This window comes from Sphingobium sp. EM0848 (genome assembly GCF_013375555.1).
Taxonomy (GTDB): Bacteria; Pseudomonadota; Alphaproteobacteria; order Sphingomonadales; family Sphingomonadaceae; genus Sphingobium.
Map to the genome: position 1 here is coordinate 1629187 of NZ_JABXWB010000005.1, position 19016 is coordinate 1648202.

Annotated in this window: 12 protein-coding genes and 2 riboswitches; of the genes, 9 read left to right on the forward strand and 3 right to left on the reverse strand. The window is 63.0% G+C overall.

From position 1 onward, the window contains the following. Window positions 1–262 precede the first annotated feature (262 nt). The 3 genes from HUK73_RS25475 to HUK73_RS25485 all read left to right on the forward strand — a co-directional run bounded on the left by HUK73_RS25475 (window position 263) and on the right by HUK73_RS25485 (window position 4015). A complete protein-coding gene (locus HUK73_RS25475) occupies window positions 263–2692 on the forward strand; it encodes a TonB-dependent receptor (protein WP_176594516.1) in 2430 nt (809 codons plus the stop codon). 134 nt (window positions 2693–2826) lie between these two features. Next, window positions 2827–3750, forward strand: a complete 924-nt coding sequence (locus tag HUK73_RS25480) for a formylglycine-generating enzyme family protein (RefSeq protein ID WP_176594831.1) — start codon at window positions 2827–2829, stop codon at window positions 3748–3750. A gap of 22 nt (window positions 3751–3772) precedes the next feature. Next, on the forward strand, window positions 3773–4015 hold the full coding sequence (locus HUK73_RS25485; protein ID WP_176594517.1) for a hypothetical protein: 243 nt from the start codon (window positions 3773–3775) through the stop codon (window positions 4013–4015). Window positions 4016–4057: 42 nt separating this feature from the next. On the opposite strand, the gene HUK73_RS25490 is transcribed toward HUK73_RS25485, so the two are convergent. The 3 genes from HUK73_RS25490 to HUK73_RS25500 are packed head-to-tail and all read right to left on the reverse strand — an operon-like array spanning window position 4058 to window position 9822. Further along, the gene (locus tag HUK73_RS25490; protein WP_176594518.1) at window positions 4058–5452 is read right to left on the reverse strand and encodes an efflux transporter outer membrane subunit; all 1395 of its coding nucleotides are present in this window, start codon (window positions 5450–5452) and stop codon (window positions 4058–4060) included. Further along, window positions 5442–6638, reverse strand: coding sequence for an efflux RND transporter periplasmic adaptor subunit (locus tag HUK73_RS25495; RefSeq protein ID WP_176594519.1), 1197 nt, complete (start codon window positions 6636–6638; stop codon window positions 5442–5444). The genes HUK73_RS25490 and HUK73_RS25495 overlap by 11 nt, the downstream gene beginning before the upstream one ends. Continuing rightward, the gene (locus HUK73_RS25500; protein ID WP_176594520.1) at window positions 6631–9822 is read right to left on the reverse strand and encodes an efflux RND transporter permease subunit; all 3192 of its coding nucleotides are present in this window, start codon (window positions 9820–9822) and stop codon (window positions 6631–6633) included. The genes HUK73_RS25495 and HUK73_RS25500 overlap by 8 nt, the downstream gene beginning before the upstream one ends. A gap of 291 nt (window positions 9823–10113) precedes the next feature. Between HUK73_RS25500 and HUK73_RS25505 the strand changes: the two genes are divergently transcribed. The 6 genes from HUK73_RS25505 to bluB all read left to right on the forward strand — a co-directional run bounded on the left by HUK73_RS25505 (window position 10114) and on the right by bluB (window position 18569). After that, window positions 10114–11037 (forward strand): LysR substrate-binding domain-containing protein, encoded by a 924-nt coding sequence (locus HUK73_RS25505; RefSeq protein ID WP_176594521.1) that lies wholly within the window; start codon window positions 10114–10116, stop codon window positions 11035–11037. 68 nt (window positions 11038–11105) lie between these two features. Then, window positions 11106–11336: riboswitch (cobalamin riboswitch) on the forward strand. A gap of 154 nt (window positions 11337–11490) precedes the next feature. Beyond that, the gene (locus tag HUK73_RS25510; RefSeq protein WP_176594522.1) at window positions 11491–12570 is read left to right on the forward strand and encodes a HoxN/HupN/NixA family nickel/cobalt transporter; all 1080 of its coding nucleotides are present in this window, start codon (window positions 11491–11493) and stop codon (window positions 12568–12570) included. Next, window positions 12567–13607: a cobalamin biosynthesis protein CobW gene (gene cobW / locus HUK73_RS25515; RefSeq protein WP_176594523.1), complete on the forward strand. Its 1041-nt coding sequence runs from the start codon at window positions 12567–12569 to the stop codon at window positions 13605–13607. The genes HUK73_RS25510 and cobW overlap by 4 nt, the downstream gene beginning before the upstream one ends. Then, the gene (gene cobN, locus HUK73_RS25520) at window positions 13607–17341 is read left to right on the forward strand and encodes a cobaltochelatase subunit CobN (RefSeq protein WP_176594524.1); all 3735 of its coding nucleotides are present in this window, start codon (window positions 13607–13609) and stop codon (window positions 17339–17341) included. Before cobW ends, cobN begins: the two co-directional genes overlap by 1 nt. Further along, window positions 17338–17943: a cob(I)yrinic acid a,c-diamide adenosyltransferase gene (gene cobO / locus HUK73_RS25525; protein ID WP_176594525.1), complete on the forward strand. Its 606-nt coding sequence runs from the start codon at window positions 17338–17340 to the stop codon at window positions 17941–17943. The genes cobN and cobO overlap by 4 nt, the downstream gene beginning before the upstream one ends. Further along, the gene (gene bluB / locus HUK73_RS25530; RefSeq protein WP_218036781.1) at window positions 17940–18569 is read left to right on the forward strand and encodes a 5,6-dimethylbenzimidazole synthase; all 630 of its coding nucleotides are present in this window, start codon (window positions 17940–17942) and stop codon (window positions 18567–18569) included. The genes cobO and bluB overlap by 4 nt, the downstream gene beginning before the upstream one ends. A 66-nt stretch (window positions 18570–18635) precedes the next feature. Next, a riboswitch (cobalamin riboswitch) is annotated at window positions 18636–18865 on the forward strand. The last annotated feature ends 151 nt before the right edge of the window (window positions 18866–19016 follow it).

Here is a 19016-nt window from a genome sequence, read left to right on the forward strand (position 1 = left end):
AAAGCCCCCCTTAGCATGATTGCCGAGGTCATAACGCCGCCGCATGGTGCGCCGCAAGATGAAATGCCAATATACTTCATCTGAACCGAAGTGAGGCACGGAAGCTACAGTTGGTAAGATTCGATCTCTGCCGCGCAATTTTTATTGCATCAGGCAAAAGAGCTGATCTAGATTAGCGGCAAGTGAATATTCATCGGCAATACAAGATAAACGCCGATTGTTTCGAATAAAAATAACGAGATGTTCACTAAGGGAGGATGCAATGAACCGATTTCCACGCAAGGAATCCGTCTATCGCTTGTCGGCCTCATGTCTAGCGCTGGCAATGATGACGCTGTCGTCTGGCGCTTTCGCTCAGCAAAACGGTGCCGCGTCCGATTGGACCGGCAATGAGATCATCGTCACTGCGACGAAACGCAACGAATCCATTCAGAACGTTCCCTTTTCCATCAACGCACAAACAGCCGAGGCGATGCAGCGCATGGGCGCCACCTCGATCGAGGACGTATCGCGCAGCGTTGCCGGCCTGACGGTCCAGAATCTCGGGCCGGGCCAGAGCCAGGTGTCCGTGCGTGGCGTATCGGCAGGCCAGGTTGTCCGCGACCAGCCGGGCGTCAAGGAACAGGTGGGCGTCTATCTCGACGAATCCGTCATTTCCATGTCCCTGTTCACGCCGGATTTCGACCTGTTCGACCTTGACCGCGTGGAAACGCTGCGCGGGCCGCAGGGCACGCTGTTCGGCTCCGGTTCCGAAGGCGGCACCGTACGCTACATCACCAAGCAGCCGAAGCTCGGCCAGACCGAAGGCACGGTGGAAGGCGGTGTCAACGTGCTGAAGGGCGGCGATGTCGGCTATTCGGGCAAGGGTGCGATCAACCTGCCGCTGGGCGACAACGCGGCGATCCGCGCGGTCGGCTATGGTGAACATTATGCCGGCTTCATCGATGCCATCGGCCCGGCGGCAGGCAAGAATATCAATGACGGCCGTCGCTATGGCGGGCGCCTCAGCCTGCTCTGGGAACCGGCCCCAGGTATCAAGCTGACCCCGCGCATCATCTATCAGGATATCAAGACCAACGGCTTCAACCGTGAGGACAGCTATCATCTCTATTATAATGAACTGATCAGCCCCTTCGATATTCTGCCCGAGCGCACCCAATATCTGAAACTGCGCGAAGAGTTTCGCGACAAGACCACGCTGGCCGACTTCACGGGGAGCGTCGATCTCGGTTCCGATATCACGCTGACGTCGATCACTACCTATATTCACCGCGACATTTTGGTCAGCCGCGACGCTTCGGCACTGACTGGCTCCGTGTCGGTGACGCCGTTCGTCACACAACTGGGCGTCAACCCCGCCATTGCCAATTTGCCGTCCAATCTGCGAGACACGACGAAACTCAAACAATGGACGCAGGAACTGCGGCTCGCCTCGACCGGCAGTGGCCCGTTCCAGTGGGTAATCGGCGGTTTCTACAGCCATGTCGATCGCGATTATAAACAGCGGCTGCCAACCCCCGGCTATGATGCCTTCATCGATGCGGCGCTCGGCGCCGGCAAATCTGCGGCCGCTGCCAATGGCTTCCCGCTTAATTCGCCCTATAATGCCGATATTCCCTATATCATCAAACAATATGCGGCCTTTGGCGAAGCGAGCTACAAGCTCGGCCAGTTCAAGCTGACCGCCGGCGGGCGCTATTACGACTTCAAGGAAGAACGCGACTTCAAGACCGGTGGCGTCTTCCCCAATGGCGACAACCGCGTGGGCGACAAGACCAGCTCAAATGGCTTCTCTCCGCGTTTCATCGCCAGCTTTGAAGCCAATCACGACCTGACCTTCAACGTCCAGGCGTCCAAGGGCTTCCGTCTGGGCGGCGTGAACGATCCGCTGAACCTGCCGCTCTGCTCGGGCGGCGCGACCGGGCCGGATGCAGCGACCTATGGCAACCGTCCGACCTTCGACGACGAAACGCTCTGGAACTATGAGGCCGGGGTCAAGGCATCCGGCGGCGGCGTGACCTTCAACGCGGCGGTGTTCCACAACGACATCAAGAACCTGCAGGTCACGGCCGATGCGGGCAGTTGCTCCTCGCGCGTCATCTTCAACGTGCCCAAGGCGCATACGACGGGCGTGGAAGCGGAACTCAGCACCCGCCTTTCCCCGAACCTCGATCTGTCGCTCAGCGGCAGCTATATCGACTCGAAGATCGACAGCAATGTCACCGACGCCAGCGGCGCGATTATCGCGGGCATCCGCAAGGGCAACCGCCTGCCCACCGTGCCGAAATTCCAGATGGCGGCGGCGGCGACCTACACGATGCAGATTGCGGCGGAAACCGACTGGTCCTTCACGGCGAGCTACCAGCATGTCGGCAACCGCTACACCCAGCTTGGCGATCAGGAAGCAGGTGCGGGCAGCTTCACCAATTCCATCTATTACAATCCGGCCACGGGCGCCTATGGCACGGGCGCTTTCAACTTCGGTTCCTATAAGCTCGGCGCCTATAATCTGGTCAACCTGTCGACGGGCGTGAACTGGGACAGCGGCCTGTCCATCACCCTGTATGTGAACAATCTGTTCGATGAAAATGCGCTCTATTCGCTGGACCGCGAGCGCGGTGGCAGGGGACGGCTTGGCTATAATATCGGCACGCCGCGCAAGATCGGCGTGACAGTCCGCAAGGACTTCTGAAGCATCGTCCGGAAAAGTGGGAAAGACGCCGGCAGCAAACCGCTTCCGGCGTCTTTCTTTTTGCCCGATACAGCCGGCCGTTCCCTCGCTATGGTCGGCCGATGATCGAGACCGGAAATGTCCTCGCGCAGGATATGCGCTTTATCGAAGGCGGTGCCTTCGCCATGGGTTCGGATCGCTTCTATCCAGAGGAAGCCCCGGTGCGGCAGGTCCGCGTGGACAGTTTCTGGATTGACGAAACGCCCGTGACCAACCGCCAGTTTGCGGAATTTGTCGACGCCACCGGCTACCGCACCTTTGCCGAGATCGCGCCTGATCCCAGGGATTATCCGGGCATGTCGCCCGAAATGGCGCGGGCCGGTTCGCTGCTGTTCCAGCGCACGGCCACTCCGGTCGATCTCAATGATTTCAGCCAATGGTGGCAATTCAGCTTCGGCACCGACTGGCGCCATCCGCATGGTCCCGACAGCAATCTGGACGCGTTGTGGGACCATCCGGTGGTCCATGTCGTGCTTCAGGATGCGGAAGCCTATGCCAAATGGGCGGGCAAGACGCTGCCGACCGAAGCGGAATGGGAATTCGCTGCGCGTGGCGGGTTGGACGGCGCGGACTATGCCTGGGGCGACGAACTGGCGCCCGGCGGAGCGATGCTCGCCAATTACTGGCAGGGCATGTTCCCCTACAGCAATTTGCTGGAGGACGGCTATGAACGGACGTCGCCGGTTCGCACCTATGCGCCCAATGGTTATGGCCTGTACGACATGATCGGCAATGTCTGGGAATGGACGACCGACTGGTATGCGCAGCCCAAGGTCGAGCGCAAGGCGAAGGGAAGCTGCTGCGTCCCCTCCAACCCGCGTGGCGGCACGAAGCGCGAGAGCCTCGATCCTGCCATGCCGCATGTGCCGATTGCCCGTAAGGTGCTGAAGGGCGGTTCCCATCTCTGCGCCCCCAGCTATTGCCAGCGCTATCGCCCCGCCGCCCGCCATCCGCAGGCGGTGGACAGTTCCACCAGCCATATCGGTTTCCGCTGCATCATCCGTGAACCGGGCCGCTGACTTTCAAACATAGGACGACTTCATGCTCAACATGCCCTGGGACCAGCCCGCCACCATGATCGACCTTGACGGCAAGGCGCCGATCATCGGCACGATCCGCGATTGCGCCCAGCATTTCGCGATCTTCAAGCCCCATGCGAAGGAACAGGCGCGCATATTGCTGACCCAGCCCGTCCATCGCGAAGGCCGCAAGACGCGTACCTGGATTCTCGAACCCTGGGAAATCGAAAAGCTGGTCGAACGGCTCCACGCCGAGGTGCATTGATCAGACGGACGTCGTGCTCCTGCCTTCGCAGGAGCACGACCCTCAGGCGGGCCCTCCCAATGCCTTGACCAGCGCAACGCTGGCCCGCATTCTCTGCGTTTCCACCGCCAGCAAGGCCCGTTGCGCGTCCAGCGCGTCGGTCTGCGCCGTCACCACCTCCAGATAGTCGGATGCTCCGTCGCGATAGCGGGTCAGCGCCAGTTCACTGGTCCGCCCCGCCGCGGTTGCAGCGCCCCGCTGGCTCACCGCCTGATCCGCCAGATGCCGGTTGGCCGCGATCGCATCCTCGACCTGCCGGAACGCGTCCAGTACCGTTTCCCGATAGCCCGCACTCAATTCCTCATATTCTGCGCGGGACATCTTCACTTCCGCCTTGCGCCGCCCGCCATCGAGGAGGGACAGCACCGCCAGGGCCGGACCCAGCCCCCAGAAGCTGCTGGGCTTGCTGAACAAATCACCATGGGTCGTCTGATATCCACCCGACAGCCCCAGAGTGAGCGTGGGGAAGAATGCCGCCTTGGCCACTCCGATCCGCGCATTGGCCGCGAACATGCGCCGTTCGGCCGCGGCAATATCCGGCCGCCGCTGCAACAGTTCCGAAGGCGCACCGGCGGTCAGTTCCGGCGCCAACAAAGGCTGCACGCGCGCAGGCACCGAAAAATCGGAAGCGACCGCGCCGACCAGCGCGGCAATCTCATGCTCGGTTGCCGCCCGTTCATTGGCGACGGCGGAAATCTGCGCCCGCGCATTGTCGAGCACCGTCTTCGCCCGGTTGACGTCGATTCCCGACGCGATGCCGCCATCATGCCGCGTGGTCGTCAACTGATAGGCCTTGCCGAACGCCTCCACCGTCTGCCGCAGCAACTCCGCCTCGGCATCCAGCCCGCGCAGCCGCGCATAGGCATCCGCCACCGCTGCCTGAAGGCTGAGCCGCGCCGATGCCAGATCGGTCTCGCTCGCATGGGCGTCCGCCCGCGCGGCCTTCACGCTGTTGCGGATGCGGCCCCACAGGTCCAGCTCGTAGTCCAGCGTCGCGCCCACGGAAAAATCATTATAGGTCGGTCCGATCCCATTGCCGCCGAGGCGATTGCCCGACAGCCGCTGACGGCTGGCATCCCCGCCGACACTGACCTGCGGAAAGAGATCCGCCGTCTCCACCCGCGCGGCTGCCCTCGCCTTGTCATACCGCGCCAGCGCCGCTGCCAACGTTGGGCTGGCCTGCTCCGCCCGCGCCTCCAGATCATTCAGCACCGGATCGCCAAAGGCTTCCCACCATTTGCCCCGCGACGCCTGATCCATCGGTGTCGCGGCGGTCCAGCCCTCGACCTCCTTGAAATTTTTCGGCACGGTGGTCGCAGGCGGCTGATAGGCCGGTGCCATGGAACAGCTCGTCAGTCCCACGAGCAACAGGGCCGCCGCCCTGCGATCAACGTCCATGGGCGGCACCCTTCGCGGCGCTTTGGATACGCACCCTGTCACCGCTGCGGATGGCGTCCGGCGGCGTGTCGATCACCCTGTCGGTCGGCAGCACACCGCCGGAAAGCTGCACGGCATTGCCTTGATCCTGCGCGATGATGACCGGCTTCACAGTCACGCGGCCGTCGCCACCGACCACCGCCACCGTCGGCCCGTCATTGCCATAAAGGATCGCACTGCCGGGCAGGGTCATGCCACTGCCTGACCCTGCCGCCACCTTGAGCCGCACCTGCGCGAAGGCGCCTGGTTTCAGCGCGCCGTCGCCATTATCCGCCTGCAACTGCACCAGCACTGCGCCCGACTGCGCATCGACCGCGCCCGAACTGCTGGTCAGCGTCGCGTTGAAGCTGCGACCCGGATATTCCGGCAGAGACAGCGTTGCCGCCATGCCCGGCCTGATCGCCGCCGAATAGCCCTGCGGCACGCGAACATAGATGCGCATCCGGTGGGTGTCGGATACGGTGAACAATGGCTGGGCCGCCGCGTTGCCAGCGACCACCAGCGCGCCGATCTGCGCTGATCGGCTGGTGACGACACCGCTGAACGGCGCCGACAGCCGGGTGAAGCCCTGCAAGGCCTGCAGACGCTTCACATTGGCGAGCGCTGCGTTGGACAGCGCCTTGCGCGCGGCAAGATCACCCGCCTTTTCATCGGCTTCCTGCCGCGACACGGCATCCTGCGCCAGCATGGAAGCCCAGCGCTTCGACGTCGTCGCGGACAGCCGCTCATTGGCGAGCGCGGTCTGATAATCCGCCTGTGCCTGCGCCAGTTGCTGGTCGACTTCCGGCGCGTCGAGGATGGCAAGCGGCTGGCCTGCCCTCACATGATCGCCGATATCCGCCAGCCAGCGCCGTACATAGCCATTCGTCCGGGCAAAGATCGCCGCGCTGTTATAGGCCTGCACATTGCCCGGCAGCGCCAGCGCGTCGCCTTCACCATTGGCCGCGGGCGTCACCACGGCCACGGTGGGGACAGAGGCATCTGCCGCAACATGTTTCAGTTCGTTGGTGGCATTGATCCGCGACGCCACGCCAATGCCGACGATTGCGACCGCGACGACCGCCGCGCCAATCCCGACGTGCTTCAGCGTGCGGCTGTCCGGTCCCTGTGCCTCGGGATTTTCGATGGGCGGATTATGCTCAGACATGGCTCGGCTGCATTTCCATGGAAGACGCCTTTTGCCCATGCTTGCGATGGACGAAGGCAAAGATGGTCGGAACGAAGAAAAGGGTGGCGATGGTCGCGCAGATCAACCCGCCGATGACCGCCCGGCCAAGCGGCGCATTCTGCTCGCCACCGTCGCCCAGGCCCAGCGCCATCGGCCCCATGCCGATGATCATGGCCAGCGCGGTCATCAGAACCGGGCGGAAACGGACCATGCCCGCCTCCAGCGCCGCCCTGCTGGCGTTGCCCAGTTCGGCCAGCTTCTCCCGCGCGAAGCTGACGACCAGGATGGAATTGGCGGTTGCCACCCCCATGCACATGATCGCCCCGGTGAGCGCGGGCACGGACAGCGTCGTGCCGGTGATGAACAGCATCCACACGATCCCCGCCAGTGCCGCCGGCAGAGCGGTGATGATGACGAACGGATCGACCCAGCTCTGGAAATTGACGACGATCAGCAGGTAAATCAGCACGATCGCCCCCGCCAGCCCCCAGCCCAGCCCCGAAAAGGCCGTGTTCATGGTCGCATATTGGCCGCGGATGGTGACGGTCGTGCCCTTGGGCAGGTGCTTTTCCAGCGATTTGATGGCGCGCTGGACGTCACCGGCGACCGCGCCCAGGTCACGCCCCTGTGTCGTCGCGAAAATGTCGAGCACGGGCGCGATATTATAGTGCGACACGACCGGCGCGGTATTCGACCGCCTGATCGTCGCCAGACCACCCAGTGGCTGCACCGAAACGCCCGCCGAACCGGAAACCGGCACATTGCTAAGGTCGCTCATCGACCCGACCAGATATTCGGGCGCCTGCGCCACGACCGGATACTGCACCCCATTTTCCGGATTCACGAAAAAAACCGGCGCGGTCTGCGATGTACCGGCGAGCTGGCTCGCCAGACTGGTGGTCACGTCACGCTCCGACAGACCATATTGGCCGACGCGCGAACGGTCGACATCCACATCGAGCTGAGGCGAGCGCCCAGGCTGCTGGATGCGCGCATCGGCCAGCCCCGAAACGGCCGCCATTTTCGCCAGCAGCTTCTGGGCATAGGCGCGGTTGCCTGCGGCGTCCTTGCCCGAAATCTGAACATCGATCGGCGCGGGAGCACCGAAGTTCAGGATCTGGCTGGTAATATCCGCCGGGAGGAAAGCGAAACTCGCGCCCGGAAAACGGCGCGGCAACTCCCGGCGCAGCGTGGCGACGATCTCGTCCGTCGGCCGATGCCCTTTGCTCAGCGCGATCAGCATGTCGCCATCCTGCGGCCCGATGGTCCCGCTATTATTATAGATGACGTTGATGCCACTGACCGGCAGACCGATATTATCGGTGATGGAGGCCAGTTCCTCCGCCGGGACGATCGTGCGGACCTCCCGTGCGATGCGGTCGAACCGCGCCGCACTGTCCTCGATCCGCGCGCCCATGGGCACCCGGACGTGCATCGCGATCTGTCCGGAATCGACCGAAGGGAAGAAGTTGCTGCCCAACATCGGCAACAAGCCGAAGGATAGCAGCACAATCGCCATGAAGCCCAGCAGGAAGGGCTTTCGCGCATTGAGCGTCCGATGCAGCAGGCCGATATAAGTCTTGCGGATCGCCTCGAACCGCCGCTCGAACCCGCGCTGGAACCGGACCAGCGGATTGCGGGATGCGGCGGTCCCGGCGAGATGCCCGTCGCCATGTTCGACATGGGGCTTCAGCAGATACATGGCCAGCGTCGGCACCAGCGTCCGCGACAGGACGAAGGATGCGATCATCGCGAACACCACCGACAGCGCCATGGGCACGAACAGAAAACCCGCCACGCCCGGCAGGAAGAACATCGGCACGAACACGATGCAGATGCACAGCAACGACACGAAGGCCGGTGTCACGATCTGCGCCGCGCCGTCCAGAATCGCATCGATGACGCCCTTGCCCTGTTCGAGATGCCAGTTGATATTCTCGATGGTCACGGTGGCGTCGTCGACCAATATGCCGACCGCCAGCGCCAGCCCCCCCAGCGTCATGACGTTCAGAGTCTGGCCGAAAGCCGCCAGCGCCGCAATGGCCGCAAGGATCGCCAGCGGGATCGACAAGGCAATGATGACCGTCGACCGCCACGATCCCAGAAACAGCAGGATCATCAGAGAGGTCAGCGCCGCCGCGATGGCGCCCTCATGAACGACACCCTCGACCGCCGCCTTTACGAACAGCGACTGGTCGCCGATCGGCAGGATCTTCAGCGTATCGGGAAGGGTGGCGGCAATCTGCGGCAGCTTTTCCTTGACACCCTCCACGATTGACAGGGTGGATGTCGCGCCATTCTTCAGGATGGTCAGCAGCACCGACCGGCTGCCTTCGACATGCACGACATTCTGCTGCGGTCCGCTGCCGTCGCGGACATGGGCCACGTCGCGCATATAGATGGTCGCCCCGTTCACCACCTTGACCGGCAGGTCGTTAAGCGCCTCGATCGAGGTCGGCGCATTGTTCAGCTTCACACTATATTGCGTTTCCCCGATCTTCACGAAACCGGCGGGGTTGATCTGGTTCTGCGCCGCGATGGCCGCGCCCACATCCTGCGCCGACAGTCCCTTCGACTGGAGCGCCAGCGGATTGAGGTCGATCTGCACCTGTCGCTGCCTGCCGCCGGATGGGAAGGGCATGGCAAGGCCCGGCACGGTGATCAGCGGCGGACGGACCTGATTCATGCCCATGTCGAACAATTGTTGTTCCGACAGCCCCTTGCCCGACAGCGCAAGCTGAAGGATCGGCACGGTCGAGGCGCTGTAATTCAGGACCAGCGGCGGCGTGATGCCGGGCGGCATCTGGCGTAGCACGGTCTGCGACACCGATGTCACCTGGGCCGTCGCGGTGCGGATGTCGGCTCCCGGCTGGAAATAGATCTTGATGATGCCGATGCCCTGGAGCGACTGGCTCTCGATATGCTCGATATCGTTGACCGTGGTGGTCAGCACGCGCTCATAGGGATTGACGATGCGGTTCGCCATGTCCTCGGGCGACAGGCCGGAATATTGCCAGGCGACGGCGACCACCGGAATGCGGATGTTGGGAAAGATATCGACCGGCGTGCGCGCGGCCGCCAGCACGCCCGCGATCGCGATCAGGATCGCCATCACGATGAATGTGAGCGGGCGATGCAGGGCAACCTTGACGATACCGATCATTCACCACTCCAAGCATGCACCGCCAGACGCTCCCCCGGCGCATGAAAGCATAATCTCTTCAGATATCTCTCGCCGTCTGGAACCAGAGACGAACCGGCGCCGGAAACGCGCTAGAATGTGACGGTGCCCTTTCAGCCTTCAGGCGAAGTGCTGCGGCAATGAGGGGGCATAGCCCGCGCACATCCGCCAACGGCCATGAGACACCGCCACATTCGCTCTGCCCATGCGCCCTTGGACATTCTGCGTCTAATATATAATATGGCATGATCGATAGCTTGGACGACATGATCCATGGACCTGCGCCATTTGCGCTATTTTCTGTGCGTTGCTGAGGAGATGCATTTTGGCCGCGCGGCGCAGCGCCTCGGCATCTCCCAGCCGCCGCTCAGCCAACAGATCCGCGCATTGGAGGAGGAACTGGGCGTCCGCCTGTTCGACCGCACCAGCCGCCGCGTTCGCCTGACCGAAGCCGGCCGATTGTTTGAACCTGAGGCACGGCAAACCCTGGCTCAGGCCGAACGGGCCGCCCAGATCGCCCGCATGGCGCAACGCGCGCAGATCGGCCGTCTCGGCCTCGCCTTCACCACCTCCGGCCCTTTCGTGCCCACGGTGGCGCGGGCGCTTTATCGCTTCCGTCAGACCCATCCCCATGTCGAATTGATCCTGCGTGAACAGGGCCGTGACGAACAGTTGGAAAGCGTAGGGAGTCGCCAGCTCGATCTTGGCATCGTGCGCGATTATGCCGCGCCGGTCCTGCCCGAAGGCATGGTGTCGCAATGCCTTCTCAAGGAAGAAATGGTGCTGGCGCTGCGCGCCGATCATCCGCTGGCGCTGCGGTCGGCTCCTCCCGGCATTGCCGATCTGCGTGACGAGCCATTGGTGCTTTACGGTGCCCCCAATGGGACAGGCTTCACCGAACATTTCCTGACCCTGTGCGCGAAAGCTGGCTTCACACCCAAGGTCTCCCATGAAGCCCGCAGCCTCGCGACCCTGCTTGGCCTTGTCGCGGCGGGCTTTGGTCCCACGGTGCTTGCCCGGTCCATGGCGCGGCTGCATGTCGACAATGTCATCAACCGCGCCTTCGACGTGCCGGTGATGAGCTCACTCTGGCTGATCCATAACAGGGATCTGTCGCCAACCGGTCAGGCTTTCCTCAACACCCTGCTCGAGGAACGTCAGACGATCGAGGCCGCGCCCGCGCTTGCGCCGATATAGTAGCGCATCCCCCTTCCCATTTCCTGCCTCAGCCACTATGCACGGCTGCGAAAGTCGGCCTTTGGCTGGCTTTCGCTGATCGCGCCGGTGCCCCGTGCCAAGGGGCTTAATAGGGAATGCGGTGATGAATCCGCAGCTGTCCCTGCAACTGTAAGCGGTGAGCGAGACGCATATCGATTCTTCGGACCGCCGAAGGATCAGCCACTGGGCCGGACGCTAAATCCTGCGAGGCCTGGGAAGGCCATGTGTCGAGCTGCGACCCGCGAGCCAGGAAACCTGCCTGCGTCTGGTCGCTCTTGCCTTGGTCCAGGGGATGGCCGCGGCACGGTACTCCGTCTGAGCGACGCTTGACGCAGCGGAAGCTGCTGTCCGCATGCCGGGCGCAAGAGCGTCCGTCCGGCATGAAGGCAGTTTCCGTCCGGTTTCGCTGACGCCGACGGGGGACTGACCCTGATGACATCTGTTTCCAACGCACTGGCCCCGCCTGCCTTGCTGCGCCGCCGCGCGACCGGAATGTTCGCCGCATTGATCGGCGCCAATCTGGCCGCCTGGATCTGGGCTTTCACCCTCTTCGCGGGCAACAGCATGATGCTGGGCACGGCGCTGCTGGCCTGGAGCCTTGGCCTGCGCCATGCGGTCGATGCCGACCATATTGCCGCCATCGACAATGTGACCCGCAAGCTGATGCAGGACGGCCAGCGCCCACTGACCGTCGGCTTCTGGTTCGCCATCGGCCATAGCGGCATCGTCCTGATCGCCGCCGTCACCATCGCTATCGCCGCCAATGCACTGAGCCGGGTAGAGGCCATAGGCGCGATTGGCGGCGTCATTGCGACGATCATTTCCGCAACCTTCCTTTTCGCCATCGCGGCAATGAATCTGATCATCCTCAGATCTGTTCTCAGGACATTCAACCATGTTCGCAATGGTGGTGTCTATGTTGATGAAGATATGGATATTCTTCTTGGAAATCGCGGATTTCTCGCTCGCCTTTTCCGCCCGCTCTTCCGGCTGGTGACGCGCAGCTGGCACATGGCCCCGCTTGGCTTCCTCTTCGGCCTGGGTTTCGACACCGCCACGGAGGTCGCGATCCTCGGCCTGTCGGCGGGACAGGCCGCAAGCGGCCTTTCCATCTCGACCGTGCTCATCTTCCCGCTGCTCTTCGCCGTGGGCATGGCGCTGATCGACACGGCTGATGGCGCGCTGATGATGGGTGCCTATCAATGGGCCTTTGTGAAGCCGATCCGCAAACTCTACTACAACATCACCATCACACTCGTTTCCGCCCTCGTCGCGCTGCTGATCGGCGGGATCGAGGCGGCCGCGCTGCTCGGCGACAGACTGGGCCTGACGGGCGGCGTCTGGACGCTCGCCGCCGATCTGGGCGAGCATTTCAACAGTCTCGGCTTTCTCATCATCGGCCTGTTCGCCGCCTGCTGGGTGGTGAGCTGGGCCGTCTACCGCTGGAAAGGCTTTGACGAGATCGAAGTCACCCCAATCCCCAGCCATCAACCGCAAGGAAATCCCGCATGAGCAAAATTCCTGCCACCGTCATCACGGGCTTTCTCGGCGCCGGAAAGACCACGCTGATCCGTCACTTGATCGAGAATGCAGCCGGCCGCCGCCTCGCCCTCATCATCAACGAGTTCGGGGATGTCGGCGTCGACGGCGCGTTGGTGCAGGGCTGCGGCGAAGAGGCCTGCCCTGATGAGGATATCATCGAACTGGCGAACGGTTGCATCTGCTGCACGGTGGCCGACGACTTCCTGCCGACCATGCAGCGCCTGCTCGATCGCCCGACGCCGCCCGATCATATCATCATCGAAACCTCCGGTCTCGCCCTGCCCAAGCCGCTGGTGAAAGCCTTCCAATGGCCCGACATCCGTACACGGGCCACGGTGGATGGCGTGATCGCGTTGATCGACGCCGATGCGCTGGCGGCGGGCCGCTTCGCCCATGACGAAGCTGCGCTTGCCGCCGCCCGCGCCGCCGACCCGACACTGGACCATGATAGTCCCTTAGAGGAACTGTTCGAGGACCAGCTCGCTTGTGCTGACCTTGTCCTGCTCAACAAGACCGATCTGGTCGACGCCGACACGTTGACCGGGCTGGAACAGGAGCTTGGCAGCGAAACCCGCCCCGGCGTCCGCATCATCCGCACCGCGAAGGGACAGATCGACCCCGCCATCCTGCTCGGCCTGGAGGTGGGCGTGGAAGACCAGATCGACGCCCGCCCATCCCATCATGATGATGAGGAGGATCATGATCACGACGATTTCGAAAGTTTCATCGTTGATCTGGGAGAACTCGGTAATCCCGAACCGCTGCTGACGGCCCTTGCCGACGCCATAACCGCGCACGACATCCTGCGGGTAAAGGGCTTCCTGGCCGTCGCGGGCCGTCCCGCCCGTCTGGTCGTGCAGGCCGTCGGACCGCGTATCCAGCATCATTATGACCGCCACTGGCAACCTGAGGAGCGCCGCGCCTCCCGACTGGTCGTGATCGGCCAGACCGGCCTCGACCGTGCTGCCATCGAAGCCGCCCTCGGCGTGCAGACGGTGGTCGCCTGATGCATCTGCTGACCGCCACGCCCGGCACCGTCTCCAACGGCGACGAAGCGATCGACCTTGGCCAATCGCCGGGCGATATTGTGCTGCTGACTGTGGCGGACAGCGAGCTCGCCTGCTTTGCCAGTGCCGCCCAAGCGCTGACAGAGGGGGTGGGCGAAGGCGGCCCGGCGATCCGCCTCGCCAACCTCCTTCAACTCAAGCATCCCTATTCGGTCGACCTCTATGTCGAAAAGGTGGTCGCCCACGCCAAGTTCGTCTGCGTAATCCTATTAGGTGGTAAGAGCTACTGGCCCTATGGCATTGATGAAATTGCCAATGTTGCGCGCGAGAAGGGCATCGCTTTCGCCGCCATAGTCGATGGCCATGAGGACGATCCCGACCTCCATACCGCTTCGACCCTGCCCGCCGAAATCTGCGGCCGTCTTCGCAACTATCTCCGTCAGGGGGGCATTCCCAACGCCATCGCCTTCCTCAAGACCGCCGCCCGACTTGCTGGCTTCGATGCGGGCACGCCCGACGCCCCAATCCCGGTCGCCGACGCTGGCCTATATCTGCCGGGCACTGACCGCCCGACAATGGGGCAGGTCAAGTCCCGCTGGACCCCGGGTCGCCCAACGGCCTTGTTCGTCTTCTACCGGGCACTCCTGATTGCAGGCACGCTCGAAGCCGTGGACGCCATGATCATGGGTCTTGAACAGGCGGGTCTCAATATCATCCCCGTTCATGTCCGCGCCTTGCGCGAACCCTTTGCCAGAGATTTCCTCCAGACCGTCATGGCGGAAACACCGCCCGACGTCATCCTCAACGCCACCGCCTTCGCTGCGAGCGCGCCCGGAGAACCGCGCACGCCCTCGGTCCTTGAGCAAGCCGACTGCCCGATCCTCCAAACCATCTTCGCCAGCGCAGAGCAAAGCGCCTGGGAAGAGAGCGCCCGAGGACTGGGGCCCCGCGACCTTGCCATGCACATCGCGCTCCCCGAAGTGGACGGTCGTCTCTTCTCCCGAGCCGTCGCTTTCAAGGCCGCCGCCCGCTTCGATCAACGCACAGAATGCAGCATCATCGTTCCTCAGGTGCTGGATAATCGTGTCAGCTTTGTTGCGCAATTGGCTGTAAATTGGGCAAAACTTCGTAAAACACCAGCGGCCAACCGTCACATCGCGCTGGTCCTCGCCAACTATCCCAACAAGGATGGGCGGATCGGCAATGGCGTCGGCCTCGACACGCCGGCCAGCGCCGCCGCCATTCTCAATGCTCTGACGGAAGCGGGCTATACCACCGCCGACGCACCCGGCGACGGCGCAGCCCTGATGCGTCTCATGACCGCAGGCGTCACTAATGCCGGGCCGGATCGCCCAGCCGAAGTCCAGCTGCCCCTCGATCTGTACCATGCCGCCTTCGCCGCCTTGCCCGCAACTGCCCGGGAAGCCGTGCAAACCCGCTGGGGTACGCCCGAAGCCGATCCCTTCTTCCGCAACGACGCCTTCCACCTTCCCGTCCACCGTTTCGGCAATATCGCCGTCGCCGTTCAGCCCTCGCGCGGCTATCATATCGACCCGAAAAGCAGCTATCACGACCCGGCCTTGCCGCCACCGCACGCCTATCTGGCCTTCCATATCTGGCTGGCGCAGGAATTCGGCGCCCATGCCGTCGTCCATGTCGGCAAGCATGGCAATCTCGAATGGCTGCCCGGCAAGGCGATCGCGCTCGCGGAAAACTGCTTCCCTGAAATCTGCGCCGGACCAATCCCGCAAATCTATCCCTTCATCGTCAACGATCCCGGCGAAGGCACTCAGGCCAAGCGCCGCCTCGGCGCCTGCATTATCGACCATCTGACACCCCCGCTGACCCGTGCGGAAACCTATGGTCCGCTCAAGGAACTGGAGGCGCTGGTCGATGAATATTATCTCGCCGCCGGCATGGACCCCCGCCGTCTGGAAACGCTGCGCAAGGACATACTCGCCCTCGCCGCAAGCCAGGGTCTGGACAAGGATGCAGGCGCGCAAGGCAGTGGAGACGATGCTTTAGCAGCGATCGATAACTATCTGTGTGAACTGAAGGAAATGCAGATCAGGGACGGTTTGCATGTCTTCACCCAAAGCCCTGAAGCGTCTCTTCGCCGTGACCTCCTCCTGGCGCTCGCACGCTGCCCCAGAGGCATGGATCATGAGGGTCAACAATCCCTTCTCCGCGCCCTTGCCGACGACCTTGACCTGAACTTCGACCCGCTTGACTGCAATATGGGTGCGCCATGGGCCGGCCCCCGCCCGGAATCGCTCGAAAACCTCACCGATGCGCCATGGCGCACCACGGGTGATATGGTGGAACGTCTCGAACTCTGCGCCATTCACCTGCTCGACAGCGGCGACCCGCCACCCGGCCCCAGAAGCGGGGCTGTCCTGAGTGCGATCGAAACCGACCTTTCCCCTCGCGTCACTGCTTGCGGAGCAGCGGAAAAGACCGCCCTGCTCAAGGCGCTCAACGGAAATTTCGTCCTCCCCGGCCCCTCCGGCGCACCCACCCGAGGCCGCCCCGACGTCCTCCCCACGGGCCGTAATTTCTACTCGGTCGACACTCGCTCCGTCCCCACGGTCGCTGCCTGGAATCTAGGCCAGCGTTCCGCCGACCTCATCGTGCAGGATTATCTCCAGCGTGAGGGCGACTATCCCCGCACCATTGCCCTTTCCGCCTGGGGCACGGCCAATATGCGCACGGGCGGCGACGACATCGCCCAGGCCCTTGCCCTGATGGGCGTCCGGCCCCGCTGGGATTGGGCGTCGGGCCGCGTCATTGGTTTTGAGGTGATGAAGATCGCCGAATTGAACCGCCCGCGCGTCGATGTCACCTTCCGCGTCTCCGGCTTTTTCCGCGACGCCTTCCCGGAACAGATCGACCTGCTCGACAGTGCCGCCCGCGCCGTCATGGCGTTGGACGAGCCGGAGGAGGATAACCCTGCCGCCGCCCGCCACCGTGCGGAAACCGCCGCCCTGATCGCGGAGGGCACATCCGAAAAAGTCGCCGCCCGGCGCGCGGGCGCCCGCATCTTCGGCTCAAGGCCCGGCGCCTATGGTGCGGGCCTGCAAGCCATGATCGATGAAAAAATCTGGCACGACCGATCGGATCTGGCGAATGTCTATCTCGACTGGGGCAGCTATGCTTATGGCGGCGGAGTTGAAGGCGAAGCCGAACGCAGCCTCTTCGCCCAGCGCCTGACGCAAGCCGACGCCCTGATCCAGAATCAGGACAATCGCGAACATGACCTGCTCGACAGCGACGATTATTATCAGTTTGAGGGCGGGATCGCCGCCGCCGTCGAGCATCTTTCGGGTCGCAAGCCGCTATCCTATCATAATGACCACAGCCGTCCCGAACGCCCGGTCATCCGCACGCTGGAGGATGAGATCGGCCGCATCGTTCGCGCCCGCGTCACCAACCCCAAATGGATAGCGGGCATGATGCGCCACGGCTACAAGGGCGCGTTCGAGATTGCCGCCTCGGTCGATTATCTCTTTGCCTTCGCCGCCACCACCCATGCGGTGAAGGACCATCATTTCAACGCGGTCCATGCCGCCTTCATCGAGGATGAGACAGTCCGCGCCTTCATGGCAAAGGCCAATCCCGCCGCCCTGCGCGAAACCGCCACCCGCCTCCACGAAGCGCTCGACCGCGCCCTTTGGAAACCCAAATCGAACAGCGCTGCCATGCTCCTCGCAAGCCTCAAGGAAAACCACCCATGATCGAACGCACCCCCGAACAACATGCCGAAAAGATGAAGAAGAAACAGGCCGCCCATGACAAGATCATGGCGACCAAGACTCAGGAAAAGGGCTTGCTGATCGTCCACACCGGCAAGGGCAAGGGCAAGACGACCGCCGCGCTCGGCATGGTCGTGCGCGCCATCGGCCATGGCAAGAAGGTCGGTGTCGTCCAGTTCGTGAAGGGCGCCATGACCACCGGAGAAAAACGGGTGTTCGACGCGTTTCCCGACAATGTCGAATTCAAACCCATGGGCGAAGGCTTCACCTGGAATACACAGGACCGCACCCGCGACATTGCGCTTGCACGCGAAGCATGGGATGAAGTCAAACGCATGATCGCTGATCCCGCCTATGATATGGTCCTTGCCGATGAGCTTAACATCGTCCTGCGCTACGACTATCTGCCGGTGGAGGAGGTGGTTGAAGCCGTGACCACCCGCGGCGCGATGAAACATGTCCTCATCACCGGCCGCAACGCGCCCGACGCATTGATCGAGGCGGCCGATCTCGTCACGGAAATGACCCTTGTCAAACATCCCTTCCGCAGCGGCGTGAAGGCTCAGGCAGGAATCGAATTCTGACCCGCTCCACCTTCGACATCGCCGCCTTCGAGGATCTGGTCCATGCCCGCCGGGACGTACGGCATTTCAGAACCGATCCACTGAATGAAGCAGAGGTGGAGCAACTGCTGGCTCTCGCCCACAGCGCGCCTTCGGTCGGGCTGTCGCAACCCTGGCGTTTCGTGCGGATCGTCACGCCTGCATTGCGTGAAAGGCTCGCGGCTCACGTCGATGATCAGGTCGCAAAGGCGGGCAAGATCTATGACGGCAACGAAGACAAGCTCTATCGCAGCCTGAAACTGCACGGCCTGCGCGAAGCGCCGGTGCTGTTCGCCGTCTATTGCGACGAAGGCACCGAAACCGGCCATCGTCTGGGCGCGATGACCATGCCTGAAGCTCGCCGGTACAGCTGCGTGATGGCGATCCACACCCTCTGGCTCGCCGCGCGTATCCACGGCATCGGCCTTGGTTGGGTATCGATCATCGACCCGGCGACCGTCGATGCCATGCTGGAAATTCCCGAAAACTGGCGCTGCCTTGGTCTGTTGTGCCTTGGCTATCCGGTCAGCGAGGAAGCGACGCCCGAACTGGAACGGCGCGGCTGGGAGCGGCGGACCGACTGGCACTCCACCATCGTGACGCGCTGAAGCTTCGCCCCCTTTCCTTTCCCACTCTCTGCGCGTATGAAGCTGCCCTGGAACGGGTCTGTGCCCGCTCCATTCGATCGCGTCGGTGCCCTGCAAGGGGCTTGAATGGGAATGCGGTGCGGGAGGGAGACTCCCAAATCCGCGGCTGTCCCTGCAACTGTGAGCGGCGAGCAAGGCAAGGACCGACCGCCCCCTTTTCAAGCGGGGAAGGTCAGCCACTGGAGCGATCCGGGAAGGCCCCCTGCCCATGCTATGACCCGCAAGCCAGGAGACCTGCCGTACGCAAAGGTCGCTCTTGCCATGGTCCAGGGGATGGTCACGGCTCGGTTCTCCGCACGAGCGACGGTTTAAGCGGCTGGAAGGGCAATCTTCCAGTCGTCGTTGCGACGTGGGAGGTGAAGTCCAGTGCGAGACGCGCAGAGCGCCGACGCTGCCATTCGCGGCTGG